The organism is Amycolatopsis anabasis, assembly GCF_009765355.1.
Taxonomy (GTDB): Bacteria; Actinomycetota; Actinomycetes; order Mycobacteriales; family Pseudonocardiaceae; genus Amycolatopsis; species Amycolatopsis anabasis.
Genome location: NZ_VTHK01000032.1, coordinates 34,235 through 57,891, shown reverse-complemented (window position 1 = coordinate 57,891; position 23,657 = coordinate 34,235). Strand labels below are relative to the sequence as shown.

The 23,657-nt window shown below is 70.2% G+C and carries 13 protein-coding genes; 7 read left to right on the top strand and 6 right to left on the bottom strand.

Annotated elements, in window-relative coordinates:
- Window positions 1-49: 49 nt before the first annotated feature.
- Complete coding sequence (locus FXO23_RS33440) at window positions 50-1,285, bottom strand: acyl-CoA dehydrogenase family protein (RefSeq protein WP_158889683.1); 1,236 nt, start codon at window positions 1,283-1,285, stop codon at window positions 50-52.
- A gap of 253 nt (window positions 1,286-1,538) precedes the next feature.
- Here FXO23_RS33440 and FXO23_RS33435 point away from each other — a divergent pair, with 253 nt between their 5' ends.
- On the top strand, window positions 1,539-2,027 hold the full coding sequence (locus FXO23_RS33435) for a MerR family transcriptional regulator (RefSeq protein ID WP_158889681.1): 489 nt from the start codon (window positions 1,539-1,541) through the stop codon (window positions 2,025-2,027).
- A 13-nt stretch (window positions 2,028-2,040) separates the two neighbouring features.
- Here the strand turns inward: FXO23_RS33435 and FXO23_RS33430 are convergent, their stop codons facing one another.
- Together FXO23_RS33430 and FXO23_RS33425 are read right to left on the bottom strand one after the other, a co-directional pair.
- The gene (locus FXO23_RS33430) at window positions 2,041-4,824 is read right to left on the bottom strand and encodes an AAA family ATPase (RefSeq protein ID WP_158889679.1); all 2,784 of its coding nucleotides are present in this window, start codon (window positions 4,822-4,824) and stop codon (window positions 2,041-2,043) included.
- Window positions 4,825-5,088: 264 nt separating this feature from the next.
- Complete coding sequence (locus tag FXO23_RS33425; protein WP_158889677.1) at window positions 5,089-6,702, bottom strand: FAD-dependent monooxygenase; 1,614 nt, start codon at window positions 6,700-6,702, stop codon at window positions 5,089-5,091.
- Window positions 6,703-7,125: 423 nt separating this feature from the next.
- Here FXO23_RS33425 and FXO23_RS33420 point away from each other — a divergent pair, with 423 nt between their 5' ends.
- From FXO23_RS33420 to FXO23_RS33410, 3 genes are read left to right on the top strand one after another with little or no spacing between them, the layout of a single operon-like run.
- Window positions 7,126-8,232 (top strand): phenylacetate--CoA ligase family protein, encoded by a 1,107-nt coding sequence (locus FXO23_RS33420; RefSeq protein WP_158889675.1) that lies wholly within the window; start codon window positions 7,126-7,128, stop codon window positions 8,230-8,232.
- A 1-nt stretch (window position 8,233) separates the two neighbouring features.
- Window positions 8,234-9,619 carry an aldehyde dehydrogenase family protein gene (locus tag FXO23_RS33415; protein WP_158889673.1) on the top strand — a complete coding sequence of 462 codons (1,386 nt, stop codon included), beginning with the start codon at window positions 8,234-8,236 and terminating at the stop codon, window positions 9,617-9,619.
- A gap of 16 nt (window positions 9,620-9,635) precedes the next feature.
- Complete coding sequence (locus FXO23_RS33410) at window positions 9,636-10,736, top strand: FAD-dependent oxidoreductase (protein ID WP_158889671.1); 1,101 nt, start codon at window positions 9,636-9,638, stop codon at window positions 10,734-10,736.
- A gap of 220 nt (window positions 10,737-10,956) precedes the next feature.
- On the opposite strand, the gene FXO23_RS33405 is transcribed toward FXO23_RS33410, so the two are convergent.
- The 3 genes from FXO23_RS33405 to FXO23_RS51135 form a co-directional block, all read right to left on the bottom strand.
- Window positions 10,957-11,337 carry a VOC family protein gene (locus tag FXO23_RS33405; protein ID WP_158889669.1) on the bottom strand — a complete coding sequence of 127 codons (381 nt, stop codon included), beginning with the start codon at window positions 11,335-11,337 and terminating at the stop codon, window positions 10,957-10,959.
- A 304-nt stretch (window positions 11,338-11,641) separates the two neighbouring features.
- Window positions 11,642-13,270: a (2,3-dihydroxybenzoyl)adenylate synthase gene (locus FXO23_RS33400; protein ID WP_218952224.1), complete on the bottom strand. Its 1,629-nt coding sequence runs from the start codon at window positions 13,268-13,270 to the stop codon at window positions 11,642-11,644.
- Between the two features lie 13 nt (window positions 13,271-13,283).
- Window positions 13,284-13,511, bottom strand: coding sequence for a phosphopantetheine-binding protein (locus tag FXO23_RS51135; RefSeq protein WP_218952223.1), 228 nt, complete (start codon window positions 13,509-13,511; stop codon window positions 13,284-13,286).
- 207 nt (window positions 13,512-13,718) lie between these two features.
- Between FXO23_RS51135 and FXO23_RS33395 the strand changes: the two genes are divergently transcribed.
- Genes FXO23_RS33395 through FXO23_RS33390 form a run of 3 tightly spaced genes read left to right on the top strand, consistent with a single transcriptional unit; the run spans window position 13,719 to window position 23,631 of the window.
- A complete protein-coding gene (locus FXO23_RS33395; RefSeq protein WP_158889667.1) occupies window positions 13,719-14,969 on the top strand; it encodes a DegT/DnrJ/EryC1/StrS aminotransferase family protein in 1,251 nt (416 codons plus the stop codon).
- A 29-nt stretch (window positions 14,970-14,998) separates the two neighbouring features.
- A complete protein-coding gene (locus tag FXO23_RS50855) occupies window positions 14,999-16,186 on the top strand; it encodes an FAD-dependent oxidoreductase (RefSeq protein ID WP_179956953.1) in 1,188 nt (395 codons plus the stop codon).
- A complete protein-coding gene (locus tag FXO23_RS33390) occupies window positions 16,183-23,631 on the top strand; it encodes a non-ribosomal peptide synthetase/type I polyketide synthase (RefSeq protein ID WP_246258185.1) in 7,449 nt (2,482 codons plus the stop codon). The genes FXO23_RS50855 and FXO23_RS33390 overlap by 4 nt, the downstream gene beginning before the upstream one ends.
- Window positions 23,632-23,657 lie beyond the last annotated feature (26 nt).

Here is a 23,657-nt window from a genome sequence, read left to right as displayed (position 1 = left end):
ACCGGCTGTGCCCAGCACGCGGCCGGTCCCGCCACCCCGAGCGGCCGTGTCAACGCAGCACGTCCTCCATCGGCTGCTCCGTCAACTCGAAGCTCCACGGCAGGCCGAGCGCCCACCGGCCGAGCAACTGGCGGGTGACGAACCTGGTCGGCGGGTGGAAGCGGACCGCGTGCACGTCCCGGACCAGGCGCGACGCCGCCCCCTTCGCGGAATACGACGCGACCCCGACCAGCTCCGAGGCCATCTCCACCGCCCGGATCGCCTTCTCCACCGACTGGTGCCGCAGGGCCAGCGCGGTCGGCACCAGGCTCCGGGGATCGGTCTTGCGCTCCTCCAGCTGCTGCGCGAGCCCCGCGCAGGCGGTCTCCAGCGGCAGCACTTCGGTGTAGATCTCGCCGAGCGTGGACTGGAACGAGGGCAGCGCGGCCCGCGTCGCCCCGATGTGGCTGATCTTGGAGTTCGCGAGCGCCTTGCGGGCCTGGTCGATGGCCGCGGACACGACCCCGAGGTAGCACGCGGTGGCCGTGGTGCAGAACCAGCCCACGCCGGCCGCGAAGACCTCGTCGCCGACCGAACCGGGCGCGCTGCGGTGGATGATCATGTCGTCGGAGATCTCGGCGTCGGTCATCCGCACCGTGTCCGACTCCGACGCCCGCATGCCCAGGGTGTTCCACGTGCGCTCGACGGTGATCCCCGGCAGATCGGTCGGCACCAGCGCCACCAGCAGGCTCTCCGGCCCACCGGCTTCGTCGACCATCTGCAGGCAGAGCACGTCGCTGCGCTCTGCCAGCGAGCACGGCACCTTGACACCGCTGGTAACCCATTTGTCACCGATCCGGCGGGCCGTGCAATTCGATCGGGTCAAACTGCCGCCCAGCCCCGGTTCCGCGAATGCGGATCCGACAATCCTGCTCTTGCTGGCGGTTTCCTCCAGCAATACCCATGATTCGTCGCGATGCCGAATCCAATGTTCGACCATGAATCCGAGCGAAAACAGGTGCATATTCGCGCCGATGGACAGCGCCGGATCGGCCGCGCCGATCCGGCGCTGCACCGCGCAGCACTCGACCAGGGTCGCGCCGCCGCCCTGGAAGTCGCTCGGCACCGGCAGGCCGAAATACCCGGCCTCCCGCAGCGCCTCGATGCTGCGATCGGCCAGGCGTCCCGTCCGGTCGTTCTCCTCGGTCAGGGTGGCCAGTTCCTTGGTGACCGTCTCCGGCAACAGGTGCTCGGTATCGGGCCAGATCGCGTCGATACCGCGCTGATACTCATAAGCCTCATCCATGATTAGTAATTCACCTATCGGCCGAAGTAATTGTCAAGGCCGGGGCCGGAAATTCAACTCGTCCGCTGGTTGTAGAACGTCCGCCGAACCACGGATAAATGCGGCGAACCGGATTGATCGCAGCGCCCCGGAGGAACCGCCGCCGAAACACGCCTGGCAAGCCCGCTCGTCCACCACCGCCGGATGGAGCAATGCGCGGCACCCGATTAGCCCAGCTAGCCAGTGGATACGGATTGAAGTAGACTTCAACCTAATGAGCGATCCCGACGGGAACGAGGAAATTCGCCTGGACATCGGCGAACTGGCGGAACTTGCCAGGGTACAGCCTTCCGCGCTGCGCTACTACGAGCGGGAAGGGCTGCTGACCCCGGTCGGTCGCTCCGGCGGGCGCCGGGTCTTCGACGAACAGGGCTTGCTGCAACTGGCCGCCATCGATTTCTGGCAGGAGGCCGGATTCTCGATCAAGGAAATGGCCCAGCTGATCAACAACTCGTCGGCCAGTATGGACGAGACGAAAAAGGTGGCCTCCGCCCGCGTCGCCGAACTCGATCAACTCATCGAACAGGCGACGCACGTCAAGACGTTCCTCTCGCACATTCTGCGGTGCGTGCACGACCGGGTCTCCGACTGCCCCGACTACCGCGAGCATCTGCGGGAACGCGCCGACGAGATCCTCAGCGGCCGCTACCGCCGCGACTACCACCTGCGGCTCCAGCCCTTCCGCCGAGCGAGCGGCGGCTGACCCGGCGCGTGCGTCAGAACCGGCCCAGCCATTCCCGGTTGAGCTCGCGGCGACCGCGGATGTCCAGCTTGCGGTAGATCTGCGTCAGGTGCATCTCCACCGCGCGCCGGGTGACGAACAGTTCCTCGGCGATCTCCCGATTCGTGCGACCGGCCGCGGCGAGCCGCGCGATCCGGCGTTCGCTCGCGGTGAGCGACTCCAGGCCCTGGATCCGCCCGCGGACCCGCCCACCGGCGTCCCGGAGCTGGCGCTCGAGCAGCCGCCGCAACCGGATGGCGCCCGCCTTCTCCGCCAGCGCGCAGGCGCGCCGGAGCCGGTCCCGGGCGCCGGGCAACCGGCCGAGCCGGCACAACGCCGTCCCCAGTTCGCCGAGGGACCGCGCCAGCTCGAGCGGCGCGCCGGATTCTTCGAGCACGGTGACCGATTCACCCAGCAGTTCCACCCCGGCCGCTCCCCCGGCCGCCTGGCCCGCCGCCCGCAGCGCGACGCCCAGCGCGGGTCGATCGTGCACCCGGCCCCGCGCCTGGACGAGTTCCGCCTGAGCCAGTTCGCGCGCGGTCTCCTGCCGCCCGAGTTCCACCAGCGCCGGCACGGCCGCCGCCCGCCACGACACGAGTGCCGGAGTTCCGCCGCGCTCGGCTTCGCACCGGCCCGCGCTCACCATGTCCGCGAGGCCGCTTTCCGCGTCCCCGTACGCGTATCTGAGTTTCCCGCGGCTCACCAGCAGCGGCGCGTGGTCCCGGCGCGGCGGCAGTTCGCCGTCGAGCCCCGCCTCGGACAGCACGCGGACGGCCGCGTCGAGTTCGTCGCGCTCGACGAGCGTTTCGATCAGCGGTGGCAGGGCCAGCGCCAGAACGCCCCGCGGCCGGGGAGCACCGAGCGCGGAAAGCCGGGACAACGCGACCGTGGATTCGGCGGCCGCCGGTTCGACCTGGCCGAGCAGTAACAGGATTTCGGCGTGCGCCGCGCGCGCGAGCCCCTCCCGGAGCGGTCCCTGGTTGCGTGCGGCGGCCCAGGCGGTGGCGTACGGCAGGATCCGGGTCCGCGCCCCGGCCGAGATCAGCGCGCGGGTGAGGGCGAGCCAGGCGACGGGCAGGCCGAGCGGATCGGCCGGGCGCAGGAGCTGCCACGCGTCGTTGAGCGGCGGGGCGGTGTCTCCGGGGACGGTGCCGCTCAGGACCGCGACGATCCGCCGGGCCGGTTCGGCGAGCCGCTCGGGTGGCGCCGCCGAGGCCGACTCGGGATCGTCCGCGGCGAGGGCGGCCAGGTGCACGGCCATCCGGTCGCGGAGGCCGCCCGCGTTCCGCCCGCTCCGGGCGAGTTCTTCCGCGGCGGTCCGCAGCAGGTCGACGGCCTCGGCGCCCCGATCCAGCGCGTGCAGGGCGGTCGCGCGCTGGAACGCGATCCGGCCGCGCGCCACCGGTTCGCTGGTGAGCCGGTGGGCCTCGGCGAGCCGGGCTTCGGCCGCCACCGGGTCGAGGTCGAGTTCGGCCTCGCCGAGGAGCGGCAACAGCTGCGCCCGGACGCCCGCCGATACGTGGTGGGACAGCACATGCCGGAGCCGCACGACGCGTTCGTGCACCGGCTTGCCCTCGACCATGCGCCGCACCGCGGCCAGCAGCAGATCGGTCGTGCAGGAGTATTCGACGGCGTGGCTCGCCAGCAGGTAGGCGATCACCTTGTCGTCCGGGGTGCCGACTTCCCGAAGGCGCTCGGCGCCGGACAGGTACAGCCGCGCCCGTTCCTCCAGCGGAATCGCGTTGAGCACGGCCGCGCGCACCATCGGCTGGGTGAAGGTGGGCACCTCGCCCGGCCGGATGAGTCCCAGGTCGGCCAGCGTCCGCACGGCCTGGGCCGCCTCCAGCACCGGTATCCCCGCGGTGGCCGCGATCAGCGCGGTGGTCGCCTGGCTGCCCAGGATGGCCAGGGCCCGGAGCACGTCGAGGCACCGCGGCGCGGCCGGAACCCGGCTGCGCAGCCAGGTGTGCACGCTGGGCGGCGCGATCTCGGTGACCGGCGTGCCGGCTTCCCCGTGCCGGGTGAGCACCGACAGCACCTCGCCGAGCAGAAAGGGGTTTCCCCCGGTCCAGCGGGTGACGGCGGGACGCTGACCGGCCGCCGCGAGCCCGAGCGCGGCTTCGAGCAGGATCCCGGTGGCGGTCTCACCGAGCGGTTCCAGGTTGATCCGCACGCAGGGGTGGTGGGCGCGCAGCAACTCGTCGACCAGCACCGGATCGGCGCTCTGGCTGCCGCTCAGCCGGGACGCCAGGATTCCGACGGAATGCCCGGTCAACCGGCGGACCAGAAACGCCAGGCAGTGCAGCGAACCGAGATCGCACCACTGCAGGTCGTCGACGACCAGGAGCACCGGGCGCAACCGCGCCAGCTCCCGGATGCGCTCGAACAGCAGGGCGCCGGCCTCGCGCAGGGCCGCCCGGCCGTCCGCCGCGTCCCCGGACGGCGCGGCATCCCGTAGCACGCCGTCGCCCAACCGGCGGACGAGCTGGAGCGGGAAGTCCGCTTCGTAAGAACTGCACGCGGCCTGCAGCACGCGGAAACCGCGTTCCCGCGCCGCCCGGGCGCCCGCCCGCAGCAGGGCGGTCTTTCCGGTGCCCATGCCCCCTTCGACGAGGACGACCGGCCCGCGTTCGATGGCCGCCAGTTGCTGCTCGAGTATCCGCAGTTCCGCCGCGCGGCCGGAAAGGCGGTTCGCGTGGCCACCGGTGAACCGCGCCGCGAGCTCGTGCCGGAGGTCCGGCACCGCCGTGCCGTTGACCGGTTCCAGCTCGACGGTCATCAGACCGGCCCCGGACCCGAGTGCATCAAATTCACTCAACTTTCGTTTTCGCATTCCCCGACATGCGGTAACGGAAAGATTATCAGCCGCACTCGGTCGCGACAACGAGACTAGGTCCCCGGTTGTAAACCCGAAAAGCCGATCGAAACAGTGGACCCAAGATTATTCGGTGGAAATTCGTACCAAAGTTCGTCAACACCCGGTGGCGCCATCGCCCGGTTCTACAACCGGACCGGATGACGCCACCGGTCTGGGCGACCGGCGTCAGACGCGGCCGAGGACCCGGCCGACGGCCTCGGTGAGCCGGCGCGACGGGTCCGAGACCGCGCCCGTGCTCCGCCAGGCGACGAACCCGTCCGGCCGTACCAGCACCGCTCCCTCCGGGCCGAATCCGGCCACTTCCGCGAACTTCCCGTCCCGGTCGCCGAGCGCGCCGTCGCGGCCGTCGGGTGTGACCCGATGCGCGCGGAGGTCGATCCCCCAGGTCCGCCCGGCGTCCACGGCCGCGGACAGCCAATCGTGCCCGTCCGACCGCGCGAGCAGCAGCCAGCCCCCGCCCGACACGTCCACTGTGGAAAGGGTATCGCCGTTTTCCGAGAGCCAGCAATGGGGCAGGCGGTAACCCGGTCGTGCGTCGTCGTCGAGGACGCCGAGTTCGCCGTCGCCGTTGTTCTCGCCGAGAATCGCGGCGGATTGATAGCGGTAGAACATCAGACCGCGCAGGTAGTCGGTGGAGGTCGATTCGTGCACCGATTCCGCGCTTTCCGAATCGCCCACGAAGGCCCGGAACTGGTTCCGGGACAGCCGGAGGGAGTCCAGGGCGGCGGCTTGGCGTTCCGGTTCGTAAGTGTCCAACAACTTCGCGTCCGCCTGCCCCTGCAGGACCGCGGCGAGTTTCCAGGCCAGATTGTGCCCGTCCTGGATACCGGTGTTCATCCCGAGCCCGCCCGCGGACGTCTGCACATGGGCCGAGTCACCCGCCAGGAAGACCCTGCCCCGCCGGAAGGACGACGCGATGCCGATCTGGGCCACCCAGGGATTCGCCGAGATGACGTTGCTGGTGACGGTGTCGTCGCCGATGGTCGCGCGCAGCAGTTTCGCGATCAGGTCCGCGCCGAGTTCGGCCGGACCGTCCGGTTTGCCCGGATACCCCAGGAAATGGGTGGACCACTTGTCGCGCCCGTCGAACGAATACAGGGTGGAGTACACCTCGTCGTTGCGCACCAGGCAGAGGTGGGCGCGCCATTTGTGCATGATCGGGCCGAGGTCGGTCTGGTGGAACGCGGTGGTGAGATGCCCGGCGACCTCCCGGTCGGGCATCCCGATGCCGAGCATGTCCCGGACATCGCTGTTGGCGCCATCCGCGGCGACCAGGTACTCGGCGCGAACCTCGGAACTCGCACCGCTGCGCGTGTCGGCCAGCGTGGCGCGCACGCCGGATCCGTTCTGCTCGAACCCGGTCAGCCGGGTGTCGAACCGCACCTCTCCCCCGCGGCGACGCACTTCCCGCAGCAGCACCACTTCCAGCAGGTTCTGCGGCACCATCCGGGATTCGGCCGGGCTGCACTCCTCCAACCGCCGGGTGTGGCTCGGCGGCGCCTCGGATTCGGCGAACGTGGTTCCCACGGCGCAGTCCATGTACACCGCGCGCGAAGGACCGTAGTTGACCCAGCCCAATCGGCCGAGCTGCGGGGCGAGGCCGAACGAACGGAATATCTCCAGCGTGCGCATGCTCGTCGACGCCCGCGGGTACACCGAGGTCGCCGCTCGCTTCTCGATGACGACGGGGCGGATCCCCTGACAGGCGAGGAAGAAGGCGGTGGACAGCCCCACCGGTCCAGCACCGGTGATCAGGACTCTGGTCTTGAATTCGGGCATGAAAATACCTCGATCGCGTAAGAATGATTTCGGGTCGCAAATACACGCGCGACAAATAAAAGATCTTTCACCAAGATTGTCGCACGACGAACGACGGATCGCGTCAAACGTTAGCTAGGGGAAATTCCAGTCGTGCGTGCGATAATCGCAGGAAATCGCCGAAAGTTGGAAACTCACCCAAATTCGCATACACCGAGAGAAATACCGTGCACCGGGAGTGAAATGTTCTCGATGGAATTGAAGTCTCAACACCCGCGGCGGCCGGGTGTGCTCGCCGCACGTCAACCCCCCGGGCTTGGGCCTTCGGCAAAGACTTCGGTACTACCGCAGGGACTTTTGCGGGGTCAGCGCTCATCCTGGGACGAGGCCGCCATCCGCGTCCGGGTCGACCGGCCACCCACCACGAACGCAAGGAGTGAGGCTATGACCGCACGTGCCGCATCCGCACTGGACATGGCATGGGGTAGCCCGCCCGACGCAGCCGATCTCGTCCAAGAGGCGGTGGCCTGGCATTTCGACCCGAAGACCGGTTCGGAGTTCTGGCTGGAGCGCGCGAAGTCCCTCGACTTCGATCCGCGCAAGGACGTCCGGACCGTGGACGATCTGACGCTGTTCCCGAACATCGTCGACGAACTCCGCGACATCCGGCTGGAAAGCCTGGTGCCGAAGGGATACCAAGCCCTCGGCATCGACTCGGCGCCGGTCGTGGGCGAGAGCGGGGGCACCACCGGGACGCCCAAGCGGGTGTTCGTCCTGCCCGACGTCCGGGAGCAGTCCTGGTCCTGGTACTACGACCGGCTGACCGAGCACGGGGTCACCCCCGGCGCCAACTGGCTCGGCGTGGTGCCGGCCGGACCGCATATGGTCGGCTCGCTCGCCCGGGACACCGCGGCGCGCTTCGGCGGCATCTTCTTCACCCTCGACCTGGACCCGCGCTGGGCGAAGGGCTGCGTCGCCCGCGGCGCCGTGGACGAGCTCAAGGCCTACGTCAACCATCTCGTCGACCAGATGGAGTGGATCCTGCAGAGCCAGGACATCGGCATCCTGGCCATCACCCCGCCGCTGCTGGAGGCGGTCTGCACGCGCGATCACCTGGTGGACCTGATCAACGAGAAGGTCGCCACGATCACCTGGAGCGGCGCGTCCATGGACGAGGACACCCGCCAGCTGCTGCGGTCCGAGGTCTTCCCGAAGGCCAACATCGTCGGCATCTTCGGCAGCACGATGATCTTCTGCGGGATCCCGGAGCGGCCCGGTACGCCGGACGGCGAGCCGGCGGTCTTCGATCCGCCTTCCCCGTTCTCGATGTTCTCGGTGATCGACCCGGAAACCGGCGAGAACGTGCCGTACGGCGAACGCGGGCAGGTCGTTTCCCACCACATCACGCGAAACCTGTTCCTGCCCAACAACCTGGAGCGGGACGTCGCGACCCGGCACCCGCACGGGCGCGGGTACACCGGCGACGCGGTCTCCGAAGTCAAGCCGGTCCAGGAGTTCGGCGACACCAAGGTGATCGAAGGGGTTTACTGACGTGCCGGCCGTTTCCACGCCGCTGGCCCGGCTGGACGCGCTGGGCGCGAGCGGCCCGTACCGGAGTCGCAACCTGGAACTGGTCTCCGATGTCGCGGCGAACCCGGTGGCCGAACTGAGCCTGGTGCCCTGGCTGTTCGCGCAGCGCAGCATCCGGGCGTTGCGCAAGGCGCGGGCGCCGGAACCGGCCCGGCGCCGGGAACTCCTGACCGAGGCGGGCCGGTTGTTCGCCGACGGCTCGGTGGACGGGGTCTCCGCCGATTCCTTCCAGCGGACCGTGGCCGCGGTGTCCGGGATGCCGATCTCCGGGGTGCGCGAGGCGACGCGGCGGGTCGGCGACTACGCCGCGCTGGCGTACGAGAGCGCCGGTATGGCTCGCCCGGCCGGTGCGGCGGAGGACTGGCAGGATCCGAACACGAAACTGGGCTCCGGGGTGTGGGCGCGACGCGGTGAGGTGCTCGTCGTCCACGCCCCGGCCAACACACCCGCGGTGCACACGGCGTGGCTGGAGGCCCTGGCGCTCGGCTACCGGGTGGCGGTGCGGCCGTCCCGGCGCGAACCGTTCACCCCGCACCGGCTGGTCGCCGCGCTCCGGCAGGCGGGTTACGGCGACGACCAGGTCATGCTGCTGCCCACCGACCACGCGACGGCCGACCGGCTGATCGCGGAAGCGGACGTGGCCATCGCGTTCGGCGCCGACGAGGTGGTCCAGAAGTACCAGGCCAGCACCCTCGTCCTGCCGCAGGGACCCGGCCGGTCGAAGGTTCTGCTCACCGCCGGCGCGGACTTCACGCGGCACCTGGACACGATCGTGGATTCGGTCGCGAGCCAGGCCGGGACCGGCTGCATCAACGCCACCGCGGTCTTCGTCGAGGGCGATCCCGCACCCGTGGCCGCGGCGCTCGCCGAGCGGCTGGGCGCGTTGCCTTCGCTCCCGCCCGGCGACGAGCGCGCGGCGCTGCCGGTGACCCAGGCCGACACCGCCCGCGCCATCGACGAATACCTGCACGCGAAGGCGGGTGACGCGAAGGCGTTGCTCGGCGGGGACACGATCGCCGAGGAACTCGGCGACGGCTCGGCGGTGCTGCGCCCGGCGGTGTTCCTGCTCGACCGGGCCGACGCCCCGCAGGCGCGGATCGAAATGGGCTTCCCGTGCGTGTGGGTGGCGCCCTGGTCGCGTGCCGACGGCCTGGCCCCGCTGCGCGACACGCTGGCGCTCACCGCGGTCACCGACGACCCCGAGCTGATCACGGCACTGGTCGAGGAGCCGACCATCAGCAAGATCCACATCGGGGACCATCCGACGACCTGGACGCGCCCGGGCCTGCCGCACGAGGGCTACCTCGGCGAGTTCCTGATGCGTTCCAAGGCCGTGATCGTCGATTAGCGGGGACCTGAACAGCATGAATCGAACAGCGGAAATCGCGGGCGCCGGGTTCGCCGGGCTGACCGTGGCCACCGAACTCGCCCGCCGGGGGTGGCGGGTCCGCGTGCACGAGCAAAGCCCCGAGCCACGCGCCTTCGGGGCCGGAATCTTCTTGTGGGAGAACGGACTCCAGGTACTCAACGAACTCGGGGCCACCGACCGGGCGCTGTCCCGCTACCACGAGGCCTCGTTGTGGGAGGAATGCGATTCGGCGGGCAGCCAGCTGGGCACGCGCCCGTTCCCGCTCCCCGGCGGGCTGCGGATGATCACGCTCACCCGCCAGGACCTCTTCGAGGCCCTGCACGAGCAGGCCGTGGCGGCGGGGGTGGAGATCCGCACCGGATCCCGCGCGATCGCCGCCGGGCGCGACGGCGAACTGGTGACCGCCGACGGCCGGCGGTGGACGGCCGATCTCGTGGTGGGCGCGGACGGGATCCGTTCGGCGGTCCGCGATTCGCTGGGCCTGCTCGACGAGCACCAGGTGTTCGACTTCGGCCTCTACCGCTTCCTGGTGCCGCTCGACCGCGCACCGGGCCGGGACGGCCGGTGGCGCAACTACGTGAACTACTGGAACATCGCGCGAAAACGCCGGGTCCTCTACGTTCCGTGCAACACCGAGGACCTGTACCTCCTCCTCGGCGCGACCGCCGACGACAGCGCGTTGCGCCTGCCGTTGGATCCCGCGGTCTGGACGGCCTCCTTCCCCACCCTGGAGCCGGTTCTGGCCGAACTGCCGGAGGCGCCGCGATACGACCGCTACGAGGTGGTGCGGCTGACCCGGTGGTCGGCGGGCCGGGTCGCGATCGTCGGGGACGCGGCGCACGCGATGCCGCCGACGATCGGGCAGGGTGCGGGGACCGCGATGATGAACGCCCTCAACCTCGCCCGGATCGTGGCCGCCGGCGCGGACGTGGAACTCGCGCTGGACACCTGGGAAACGGAGAACCGCGGCCTCACCGAGCACACGCAGCGGGAGTCGGTCACCGCGGTGCACGATCTGTTCCCGCAGGCGGGCGAGACCCGGGACGAATGGCGCGAGGACACCCTGGTGGTGGCCAAGAACGTCCCGAAACCCTAGTGCGCGGTCGTGACCGGTTAGGGCGGTTGGAACCGCCCGTACCACTCACGACCCACCCAAGAAGGCGCCCCCTGGTCACCTCCCTCAACGGCCGCACCTGACAACGCACAGGGATGACTTCGTCGGCCAAGTGCGGCACATCGGCGACCTGGCCTCACAAGCGGCAGATTGTGACGTTTGATGTGTTGCCGCTGGTGGTGGCTTCGCCGGGGGCCGAGACCTAGTCACCGTGATACACGGCCTCGACGTTGTGGCCGTCGAGATCGCGCAGGAACACGCCGTAGTAACCCGGGTGGTACTCGGGCCACTCGCGCGGAGCGTGCAGCACCTCGACACCCGCCCGCACCGCGGCCTCATGCACCGCGTCCACGGCCTGACGGTCGAGGGCGCGGAAAGCCAGATGCAGTTCCCGAGTCTCGGTGCTGGTGGCGGGACTGAGCCAGAAGTCCGGATTGCCGTCAGACCCGGACAGGCCGACGACGAGACTGTCGCCGTACGGGAAGCGCATCACCTCGCGGATACCGATCGGGGCGAACGTACGCAGGTAGAAGGCGAGCGACGCCTCGACGTCAGCCACCTGAACACCGATGTGATCGAGCATGCCCGAAGGATAGCCACGACCTCCGACAATTCAGCGCTGCCGTGCGCAGGCGGGTCCTCCTGACCAATAGGTGCCGCACTTAGCCGCGGGGAGACCGGTGCTGACCGGCCGAAATACTCACGACCTACCCTCGTGCTCGGCCGCCACCAGCACGAGTCCTGCACTGGGGTTTCTCAGCGCGCGGCTTCGCGCCGCGCTCGCCGGGCGCCCGGCTGGGAACTCGCCTACCGAAACGGGGAACTCGCACGTCCGAAACGAGTCCGCTCCCCAGCGGAAATTCTTCTGTTTTCGGATCAGTGCATGATCAGTCGAAGTGGGCGTTGGCGCGCAGGGTTTTCTTGTCGACCTTGCCGATGCCGAGGTACGGGAGCGCGTCGACGACCTCGATGCGCTCGGGCAGCTTGAACCGGGCCAGTCCCCGATCCTGCAGGAACCGGCGGATCTCCCGCAGTCCTGGCGCGGTGTCGCCGTCCCGGGCGACCACGAACAGGCAGACGACTTCGCCGTACCGCGGATGCGGCGCGCCGATCACCGCGGCGGCCGCCACCGCGGGGTGCTCGGCGGCGAGCAGTTCGAGTTCCGCGGCCGGGATCTTCTCCCCACCGCGGTTGATCACGTCCCGGCTGCGGCCCTCCACCACGAGCGAACCCGACGGCTGGTGCACGCTGACCAGATCGCCGGTGCGGTAGAACCCGTCCCCGGTGAAGTTCTTCGCGTTGGCGTCCGGATCGGCGTAGTACCCGGCGACCGTGTACGGGCCGCGGGTCAGCAGTTCGCCGACCTCCCCCGGCGCCGCCTCGGATCCGTCCTCGCGCACGATCCGGATCTCGTCCACCGGCGAGACCGGCCGGCCCTGCGTGTCGAAAGCGACGTCGTCCGGATCGTCCAGGGCGGTGTAGTTCAGCAGGCCCTCGCTCATCCCGTAGCACTGCTGCACCCGGCACCCGAGCACCGCGGGCACCTGTTCGATCTGGCTGCGGCGCGGGCGGGCCCCGCCGACCTGCAGAACGCGCAGGCTGGACAGGTCGTACCCGGTGTCCTTGGCCGCCGCCACCCAGCGCTCGGCCAGCGCGGGCACCAGCGTGGTGTGGGTGACCCGCTCCCGCTCGATCAGTTCGAACGCGGCCTCCGGTTCGGCCGACGCGCCGAGCACCACCCGGCCACCGGCCCCGATCGTGCCGAGCACACCCGGGCAGCCGAGCACGAACCCGTGGGTCGCGGGCATGACCGCGAGGTACACCGAATCGGGGCCCACGCCCGCGACTTCCGGGGTGACCCGCAGCTGGTAGTCGTAGGCCTCCTGCAACCGCGGGATCACCTTCGGCGGTCCGGTGGTTCCGTTGGAGAGCAGGCACAGCGCGGGATCGTCGAGCTGGGCGGGTTCGGCGTCGGGCAGCGATTCCCCTGCCGCGGGCGGGGCGCACAGGGCGGCCAGCCCGACCGCGTCCCCATCGTCCACATCGGACACCAGCAGGGTGCGCAGGCACGGGTGGGCGTCCCGCAGGCGCCGCGCCATCGCGAAGTGGTCGAAGCGCGCCAGTTTCTCCGGTACGGCGATCGCGACCGGCTGGGTGATCCGCACGATGTGGTCGAGTTCGTAGTCCCGCAGGGCGGTCGGCGTCAGCACCGGCGGGGCGCCGATGCTCGACAGCGCGAGCGTCAGCACGACCAGCTCCGGCTCGTTCGGCAACTGCACGATCACCGCGTCACCGCGCCGGATTCCGCGCGCGTGGAGCCGTTTCGCCGCGGCGCGCACCGCGGCAGCGAGTTCGCCGTGGGTGAGCCGCCGGTCTCCGCAGCTCAGGGCGAGTTCGCCGGGCCGGGACAGCGCGCCCGCGAGCACGGTCTCGTCCACCCGCTCGGGGCCCCAGATCCCCTCCCGCCGGTAGCGCCGCGCCCGTCCCTGGTCGATCCTGCTCAACGTCTCCCGCACCGGAATTCTCCCCTCAGGCCCGCTGCGCGCGGGCGTCGTCGATCCGGGCCGCCAGCTCGGCGATCGTGTAGTCGTGCTTGTCCCACAGGTCGACCACAACGCCGAACCGGCGGCGCAGTTCCTCCTCCAGCTCGACCGTCTCGGTCGAATCGAGGGCCAGGTGGGATCGCAGCTGGCGATCCGCGGCGATCTCGTTTTCTTCGACGCCTATTTCCCGCAGGATTTCGCACAGTTCGCCCATGAAAAGGACGGTAACGCAGAACAGGGTCCAGCTCAGTACATCTCTGGTGCTAAAACTCCTAGTACTCGGCGCGGGGTCGTACAACCGCCAACACCAATTGGCCAATACCTGATCAGGAGCGTTCCTCCGCAAGATTGGGGATGCGGCCGATTCAGGCCCGGAGACTGCAGCCTCTCTCGCCGAAACTACGGAGAAGTGGTTACTCGGATGTCACCAGATCACTATCTCGTCCCGTACCCGCAGCGTGGCAGTTTGCTCGGTGATGAGGAACTGGACGCGCTCGCCGAGGTCGTGAAGTCGGACCTGCCGCTTTCCGGCGGCGTCTATCGAGAGACCTTCGAGCAGCGGTTTCGCGACCTGATCGGCACCAGGCACGCGCTGTCGGTGACCAGTGGCACAGTCGCCCTTTCGCTGGCCATCAATCTGCTCGACCTGCGTGCCGGCGACGAAGTGATCGTGACCCCGCAGACCTACAAGGCCACGATCCAGCCGTTGCTGGACCTCCCGGTCAACGTCCGCTTCTGCGATGTCGACCCGAATACGCTCAACGCGGATCCGGCGAGCATCGAATCGCTGATCACCAGGCGAACCCGCGCGATACTGATCGTCCACTACGGCGGCCTGCCCGCGGACATGGACGAGATCATGCGGATCGCCCGCGCGCACGACATCCGGGTGATCGAGGACTGCGCGCACGCGCTCGGAAGTGTCTATCGCGGAAGACGTCCGGGGGCGCTGGCCGATATCGGCTGCTTCAGCTTCCACTCGAGCAAGAACATCACCACCCTCGGTGAGGGCGGAATGGTGACGGTCAACGACGACGAATGGGGCAATCGGCTCGACCGGATGCGCTCGAACGATTCAGACGCCGTTTTCGTGCGTTCCCCCCGCCGAATAGGGGAACGGGACGGCGCCCGGCCGTGGATGCTGCACGCGGGCAATTCCTACACCCACAGCTGCCTCGAGGTCCGCTATTCCGGCACCAACGCGACACTGCCGGAACCCAGCGCCGCGGTGGGCATCGCCCAGCTCGGCCGGCTGGACCGGCTGGTCAAGCGGCGCCGGGAGACCGCCGAGCGCATCAGCGCCGTGCTGGCCCGGTTCCCGTTCGCCCGGCTCATCCCCGAGCCGCCGGACGTCCTGAACGCGTACCACCTCTACACCTTCTTCCTCGACCCGAGCGCCGGCCTGGATCGCGATCTGATCGTGGAGCGGCTCGCCGAGCGGGGTGTGCAGTTCCAGCTGCGGTACTTCCCGTTGCACCTGCTGCCGGAATGGCGGGCCCGCGGGCACCGCCTCGGTGAATGCCCGGTCGCCGAACAGATGTGGTTCCAGCAGCAGATCAACGTGCCCTGCCAACCCAGCCTGTCCGAGGAACAGGTGAACACCCTCCTCGACTCGCTCGACGCGGTCCTCACCGAGGCGGCGTCCAGCGGTTCCGCCTTGGCAAGCCAGTAACGAAAACCTCGAAGGACGGCGAAGAGAGAATGACCGATTCCACCTCGTTCGACATCATCGTCGTCGGTGGCGGCCCGGTGGGCCTTTCCTGCGGCTGGCAGGCCTCCGCCCAGGGACAGCGCACCCTGGTGCTGGACCGGCACGGGTTCTTCAACGAGCAGTGCGGGACCAGCGGGGCCGAGCGGCACTGGCGGTTGCAGTACACCCAGGAAGACCTGTTCCGGCTCACGCTGGAGACACTTCCGCTGTGGCGCCGGCTGGAGAGCCTCGCCGAGCGCAAGCTGATCCACCACATCGGCAGCCTCTGGTTCGGCGACATCGAGGTCGACACCAACGAGGGCCAGATCGCCGAAACCGCGCGGGTCATGGACAAGCTGGAACTCCGCTACGACTGGCTGACCGCGAAGGAGATCGAGCGCCGCTACGGGTTCACCAACCTGCCCAAGCACTACGCGGGCTTCATGCAGCCCGACGGTGGCGCGATCGACGTGCGCGGCACGCTGGCCGCGCTGTACGGCCTCGCCCAGCAGCACGGCTGCCACCTGCGGGGCGGCGAGCGGGTGCTCGGACTGACGCCGGACGCCGACGGGGTGACCGTCCGGACCGACCGGACCACCTACCGGGCCGCCAAGGTCGTCCTGGCGAACGGCGCGGAGGTCAACCACCTGCTCACCCCGCTCGGCGCCACGCTCGACATCAAGCTCTACGAGATGGCCCTGGTGTCGCTGCCCCGCCGCGACGAGGACGTCGACTTCCCGTTCTGGTTCGTGTTCCAGCAGCCGACCGAGGAGGACACGAACCTGTTCTACGGCTTCGGGCGCAACCCGTGGTCCCCCAGCGAACTGGTGCGCCTCGGCCCGGTGTTCGAGGTGAACCCGATCGACGACGCCGATCAGGCGACCGGCGTGCCCGATCCGCGCCACGTGCGACGGCTCACCTCCTGGGTCGGCGAGCACGTCCCCTCGCTCGATCCGACGCCCGCGCAGACCTCGACCTGCCTCGCCGTGCTGCCCGGGGACCCGCGGCGGCAGTTCTACCTCGGCCTGGCGGACAAGCTCGTGCCGCACGGGGAGCACATCGTGCTCTACAGCTCCGGCTGGGGCTTCAAGTTCGTCCCGCTGCTCGGGGAGATCTGCGTCGATCTCGCGATGAGCGGCACCACCAAACACGACATCTCCCGGCTCTCCCCCACCGCCACCCAGGAGGCTCAGCAGTGATCCGGCGCGACAGTGCCCGCAACGACACCGACACGTCCGCCGCGGCCATCGCCGTCATCGGCATGGCCGGGCGGTTTCCCGGCGCCCCGGACATCCCTTCCTTCTGGCAGAACCTCCGCGACGGCGTCGAGTCGATCACGCCGTTGTCCGACGAGGAACTCCTGGCCGAAGGTGTGCCGCGGGATGTGTTCTCCCGCCCCCAGTACGTCCGCGCCGCCCCGATCCTGACCGACGTCGACCAGTTCGACGCGCCGTTCTTCAACATCAACGCGCGCGAGGCCGCGCTGCTCGACCCGCAGCAGCGGCTCTTCCTGGAAACCGCGTGGCACGCCCTCGAGGACGCCGGGCGCGGCCCCGGCACCGACACCGACGTCGGGGTGTTCGCCGGCGCGAACATGCCGGCGTACCTGATGTCGAACCTGCTCGGCGGCAGCCGGATCGTGATGAGTCCCGCGGTCTTCGAGCTGCAGATCCACAACGACAAGGACTACCTCGCCAGCCGCACCTCGTTCCTGCTCGGCCTGACCGGGCCCGCGGTGACCGTGCAGACCGCGTGCTCGAGTTCCCTGGTGGCCGTCCACCAGGCGTCCCAGGCGTTGCTGGCCGGCGAATGCGGCACCGCGCTCGCCGGGGGCGTCTGCGTCCGGGTCCCGCACCGGGTGGGTTACCTCTACGAGGAAGGGCTGATCTACTCCCCCGACGGCCACTGCCGCCCGTTCGACGCCGACGGTCGCGGCACGGTGTTCGGCAACGGGGTCGGCGTGGTGGTGCTGCGCCGCCTGGAGGACGCCGTCGCCGACGGGGACAACGTCCTCGCCGTGCTCCGGGCCTCCGCGGTGAACAACGACGGTTCGGACAAGGTCGGCTACACCGCGCCGAGCGTCGCCGGGCAGGAGCGCCTGGTCGCCGCCGCGCTGGCCGCGAGCGGGGTCGAGGCGAACACGATCACCGCGATGGAGGCGCACGGCACCGCGACCCAGGTCGGCGACCCGATCGAGATCAAGGCGCTGAGCCGGGCCTTCGCCCCGCACACCGAGGAGAAGGGGTTCTGCGCGGTCAGCTCGGTCAAGGGCAACATCGGGCACCTGGAGTCCGCGGCCGGGGTGGCGAGCCTGATCAAGGCCGTGCTGCAGTTGCGGCACCGCCAGCTCGTGCCGAACCTGCACTACCGCAACCCGAACCCGCGCATCGACTTCGACAGCACCCCGTTCTTCGTCAACCGCGAACTGACCGACTGGAAGAACGGCACGCATCCGCGCCGGATCGGGGTCAGCTCGTTCGGCATCGGCGGCACCAACGCGCACGTCATCCTCGAGCAGGCGCCCCCGGCGCGGCCGGTGCCGGTGCCGGAACGGGACGCGCAGATCGTGGTGCTCTCCGCGCGGTCCCCGCAGGCGCTCGACCGCGCCACCGAGAACCTCGCCGCGCACCTCGCCACCGAACGGGACTCCGACACCCCGGTGGGGCTGGCCACGCTCGCCTCCACCACCCAGCTCGGCCGCGGCGCGTTGCCGTTCCGCCGGGCCGTGGTGGCCCGGGACCTCGGCGAGGCCGCCGATCTGCTGTCCGGTTCCGATCCGGCCCGGGTGTCCAGCGCCGCCGCGCCGCCCGGCGCGCCGAAGGTGGTGTTCCTGCTGCCCGGACAGGGCACCCAGTACCCGGGGATGGGGCACGGCCTCTACCTCGAGGAGCCGGTGTTCCGGTCCGAAGTGGACACTTGTGTCGAGATCCTCGAGCCGTTGCTGGGCACCGATCTGCGCGAGGTGATGTATCCCCCCGCGGGCGCCGACCCGGAAGCGGCCGCCCGGCGGCTGGAGAACACCGCGTTCGCCCAGCCCGCGCTGTTCGTCACCGAGTACGCGCTCGCGCGCCAGCTGGAGAGCTGGGGGATCAAACCGGACGCGATGGTCGGGCACAGCCTCGGCGAGTTCGTCGCGGCCTGCCTGTCCGGCGTGATCGATCTGCCCGACGTCCTCCGGCTGGTCGCCACGCGCGGCCGGATGATGCAGGAACTGCCGTCCGGGTCGATGCTTTCGGTCGCCGCCCCCGAGGAGCGGGTGCGCGAGCTGCTGCCCGCCGAGCTGTCCATCGGCGCGGTCAACGCACCCTCGCTGTGCGTGGTCTCCGGCCCGCACGACGCGGTGGCCGCGTTCGAAGAACGCCTGGCGGCGGACGAGATCTCGTCCCGCCGGCTGCACACCTCGCACGCGTTCCACTCCGGCATGATCGACCCGATCGTGCCGGCGTTCACCGACGAGGTGCGCGGCACCAGCCTCCGCGCGCCCGGACTGCCGTTCGTTTCGACGGTCACCGGGGAATGGATCGACGCCGCGCAGACCACGGACCCCGAGTACTGGGGCACGCACATGCGCAAGCCGGTCCGGTTCGGCGACGCCGTGCGCCAGGTCGGCAGCCTCGGCCGGAGCATCCTGCTCGAGGTCGGCCCGGGCAACACGCTGGGCACCCTGTCCCGCCAGGTGATCGACCCGTGCGCCGGTTCGACGGTGGTCGGCACCATGCGCCGCCCCGACCAGGAGCAGCCCGATCTCGACGTCCTGCTCACCGCGTTCGCCGGGCTCTGGCTGGCCGGGCACGAGGTGGACTGGACCCGGCTCCAGCCACCGGCCGGCCGGACACCGCTGCCCACCTATCCCTTCCAGCACAAGCGGTACTGGATCGAACCGCGCGGCGAGTCGAGCGGCGAGCTGGTCATCGACACCCCCGCGCAGGAAGCCGACGACACCGAAACCACCGGGACCGGCCGTCCCGAGCACCTGCTCACCACCTACGTCGCCCCGCGCACCGATCTGGAGCGCCAGGTCACCGGGCTGTGGGAAGAGTTCTTCGGGTTCCAGGGGATCGGCATCCACGACAACTTCTTCGAACTGGGCGGGCATTCGCTGCTGGCCACCCAGATCCTCAACCGGTTGCGCACCGAGCTCGGGCGTTCGGCGAGCCCGGCCCAGCTGCTGTCCCGGCCGACCGTGGCCGCGCTCGCGGAACTGCTCGAGGACCAGGAGCCGGGCCAGGCGTACGACGACAAGCTCCCGGCCATCGATCCCGATCCGGAGCACCGGTACGACCCGTTCCCGCTCACCGAAATGCAGCAGGCGCAGTGGATCGGCCGGCTCGGCAGCTTCGACATGGGCGGGAACGCCCCGCACCTCTACCTGGAGTTCGACAGCGACACCCTCGACCTCGAGCGGCTGGAACGCGCGTGGCAGCAGGTGGTGCAGCGGCACGAGATGCTGCGCATCGTGGTCCTGTCCGACGGCCGCCAGCGGGTGCTGAAGGACGTGCCGCCGTACCGCTTCGAGGTGCTCGACCTGCGGGACGCCGAGGGCGACGTGGCCCGGCAGCAGCTCGCCGAACTGTCCGACCGGATGGGCGCCGAGGTGCGCCCGGCCGACACCTGGCCGCTGTGGGAAGTCCGGGCCAGCAAACTCGGCAACGGCAAGCTCCGCGTGCACATCAGCTTCGACCTGCTGTGCGCCGACGTCGCGAGCTTCTTCTACCAGGTGCTGCCCGCGTGGCGGGACTTCTACGCGGAACCCGACCGGTCCACCGTCCTGCCGGAGCTCTCGTTTCGCGACTACGTGCTCGCCGAGGAGGAGCTTCGCGAGACGCCGCTCTACGAACGTTCGCTGGAATACTGGCGGCAACGCGTTCAGCAACTCCCGCCCGCGCCTGAGCTGCCCACGGCCGTCGCGCCCGGCGAACTGATCCGGCCGACGTTCGTCCGGCGGCACGCGAGCCTGGACTCCCAGGTCTGGGCCAAGGTGAAGGAGCAGGCCGGGGAACGCGGAGTCACCCCGTCCAGCGTGCTCGTCGCCGCCTACGCCGCGGCGGTCTCCCGCTGGAGCAAGAGCCAGCACTTCACGCTGAACTTCACCGCGGTCAACCGGTTGCCGTTCCACGAGGACGTGGACGACATGGTCGGCGAGTTCGCCTCCTTCGAACTGCTCGAGGTCGACACCCGGCAGCTGAGCACCTTCGCCGAACTGGTGTCCCAGGTGCAGCGCCAGGCGTGGGAGGACTTCGAACACCGCCACGTCAGCGGCGTCCGGATCCTGCGCGAGCTCAACCGGGTGCGCCGGGACACCACCGGCGGCGTGATGCCGGTCGTGTTCACCAGCGCGCTGTCCACCGAACAGGATCCGGCGAGCGTGCCGTCCCCGGTGGCGTGGCTCGGCGAGCAGGCCCGGTTCATCTCGCAGACCCCGCAGGTGACCATCGACCACTTCGTGCTGGAGTTCGGCGGGGTGCTCGAACTGGCCTGGCACGCGGTCGACGAGCTGTTCCCGGAAAACGTGATGGCCGAGATGTTCGAGGTCTACCAGGACCTGCTGATCGGCCTGGCGTCGCCGGAGGGCTGGAACCGGCCGCCGTCGACGGCGCTGCCCGGCTGGCAGCTGGAAACCCGCGAACGCGTCAACCAGACCGCGGGCCCGGTCCCGACCGGCCTGATCATCGATCCGGTGCTGGCCGCGGGCGCGGACCCGGCCATCGCCGGACGGGACGCGGTGATCACCGCGGACCGCACGCTGACCCACGCCGAACTGTCCGGCCGCGCCGTCGACCTCGCCCGCACGCTGGCCGGGCACGGCCTCGGGCCGGGCAAGCTGGTCGGCATCGGGCTGGTCAAGGGCTGGCGCCAGATCGTCGCCGCGGCCGGGGTTTCCGCGGCCGGGTGCACCTACGTGCCGATCGACCCGGAACTGCCGGAAAGCCGCCGCGCTTGGCTGATCGAGCACGCCGGGGTCGACTGCCTGGTCGTCGACGGGAACGACGACTACGCCTGGCCGTCCGAAGTGGACACCATCGCGATCGCGGAGGAGCCCGACTGGCGCTCGGTCGACGTCGCGGCGTGGCGGAGCCCGGCGAGCCCGGACGAGATCGCCTACATCATCTACACCTCCGGCTCCACCGGCACGCCGAAGGGCGTCGCGGTCACCCACACCGCCGCGCTCAACACCCTGGTCGACGTCCAGGAGCGGTTCGGCATCACCGCCGACGACCGGGTGCTCGGCCTGTCGTCGCTGAGCTTCGACCTGTCGGTGTTCGACATCTTCGGGGTGCTCGGCGCGGGCGCCGCGCTGGTGCTGCCCGAAGCGCACGCCCGGCGCGACCCCGCTCGGTGGATCGAGCTGATGCGCGAACACCGGGTGTCGGTGTGGAACTCGGTGCCCGCGCTGCTGGAGATGCTGGTGGCCTACCTGGAGAATGCGGCCGATTCCACGTTGCCGATCCGGCTGGCGATGCTCAGCGGTGACTGGATCCCGGTGCGGCTGCCGGACCGGGCCCGCGCGCTCGCCGACGACCTCACGGTGATCAGCCTCGGCGGCGCGACCGAGGCGGCGATCTGGTCCATCCACTACCCGATCGGCGAGGTTCCGCCGGACTGGACGTCCATCCCGTACGGCCGCCCGCTGCGGAACCAGACGTTCCACGTGCTCAACGAGCGGCTGGAACCGGCGGCGGTGTGGACCGCGGGTGAGCTGTACATCGGCGGGGTCGGCCTCGCCGCCTGCTACTGGAACGACGAGCAGCGCACCGCCGAATCGTTCATCACCCATCCGGTCACCGGCGAACGGCTGTACCGCACCGGCGACCTCGGCCGGTACCTGCCGGACGGGAACATCGAGTTCCTCGGCCGGGAGGACTTCCAGGTCAAGATCGGTGGTTTCCGGGTCGAGCTGGGCGAAGTGGAACACGCCATGGCCCAGCACCCGGCGGTGGCCAACACGGCCGCGACCGCGCTCGGCCCGCGGACCAACCAGCGGCTGGTGGGCTACGTGGTGCCCACCGAACCGGCCGGGGACCACGAGGCTCTGGTCGAATCGGTGCGGGAGCACCTGACCCGGACGATCCCGGCATACCTGATCCCCGCGGACATCGTGGTGCTCGACGACCTTCCCTTGAGCAGCAACGGAAAGGTCGACCGGGCCGCGCTGCCGGCGCCGGAACGCGCCGGGCACGCGGCGGAAGACGACGCGGTCGAGGAACGGCTGGCCGCGAGCGTCGGCAGGCTGATCGCCCTGGCCGGGTCCGTGCTCGGCCTGGACACGATCGGCGCGTCGGACAACTTCTTCGAGCTCGGCGGCGACTCGATCATGGGCATCCAGCTGGTCAGCCAGGCGAACGCGCAGGGCCTGGCGGTCGGGCCGCAGGACCTGTTCGAGAGCGCGAACTTCCTCGAACTCGCCAAGCGCGTCGCCGAGGGCGGCACGGCCGTGGTCGACGCGGAGGCGGTCCCGCTCACCGCCCATCAGGCCGGGCTCACCGGCGCGGTGACCTGGATCGAGGTCGACGTGGCGGCCGGGTTCGACCCGGAGCTCGCCGAGCGCGCCCTGGCCGAGATCACCGAGCGGCACACGGCGTTGCGCTTCCGCCTCGGCGCCCGGGAGGACGAGACGCCCGGCCTGTTCGACGCGGGATCCGCGGTCGAGAACGTCGTCTCGGCGATCGACCTGAGCGGCCTGCCGGCCGACGCACGCGCGGCCGCGCTGGACGAACTGGTCACCGAGATGACCGAGGAACTGGATCTGGCCGCGGGTGAGGGCACCAAACTGGTGCACATCGCCACCGGCGCCGAGCGGGACCGCCTGGTCTGGCTGGGCGCGGCGGCGGCGCTCGACGACAACTCCTGGCGGGTGCTGCTGGACGAGTTCGCCCATGCCTACCAGGGATTGGCCGAGCACGGCACGGTCGAGTGGACCGGTCGGCCCGCGTGCTTCCTCGAGTGGTCGCGGAACCGGACGGGCGGATCCTCGGCGAGCGCCGAACTCGAACCGGTGGCGCTGGCCGCCGAGGAGGTCACCACGCTCGACGCCGCTACCGTCGACGCGCTGCGCGAGGCCGCGTTCACCGCTTACCACCTGAGCCTGGGCGAGGCGGTCACCGCGGGCATCCTGCTGGCGCTGCGGCGGTGGCCGGGCGGCGCACCCGCCGTGCTCGCCGAGCGTTCGGCCCGGGAACCCGCGGTCGAGGGTTCGACCGGGCGGTTCACCGAACTGGTGGCGCTCACCCCGGCGGGCGCCGAGGATCCGGCCGCGGTGCTGACCTCGGTCAAGCGGGACTTCCGCGAGGAGGCGACCGCCGCCCGCGGCGACCGGTGGGTGTACGTGCGCGAGTTCGTCGAGGACGACTGGCGGCCCGCGTCCGGCCCGCTCGTGCTGGACGGGTTCACCGGGCCGCGCGGAGTCGCCGCGCCGCCGGGAACCATTGGCGAGATCGGCGCCGCGCTGGTGGCCGGAGAACTGCGGCTGCACTGGCGGCACCAGGGCGAGTCCGTGACGCCGGTGTCGCAGGCGTTCGCGGACGCGGTCGCCGCGATCGTCGAGCACTGCCACCAGGACTCCGCCGGCGGTTACGAACCCTCGGACTTCCCGCTCGCCGGGCTGGATTCGGGAGAGCTGAGCGCTTTCCTCGACACGCTCGAATAGTCCCCGATCCCACTTCCCCACGACGA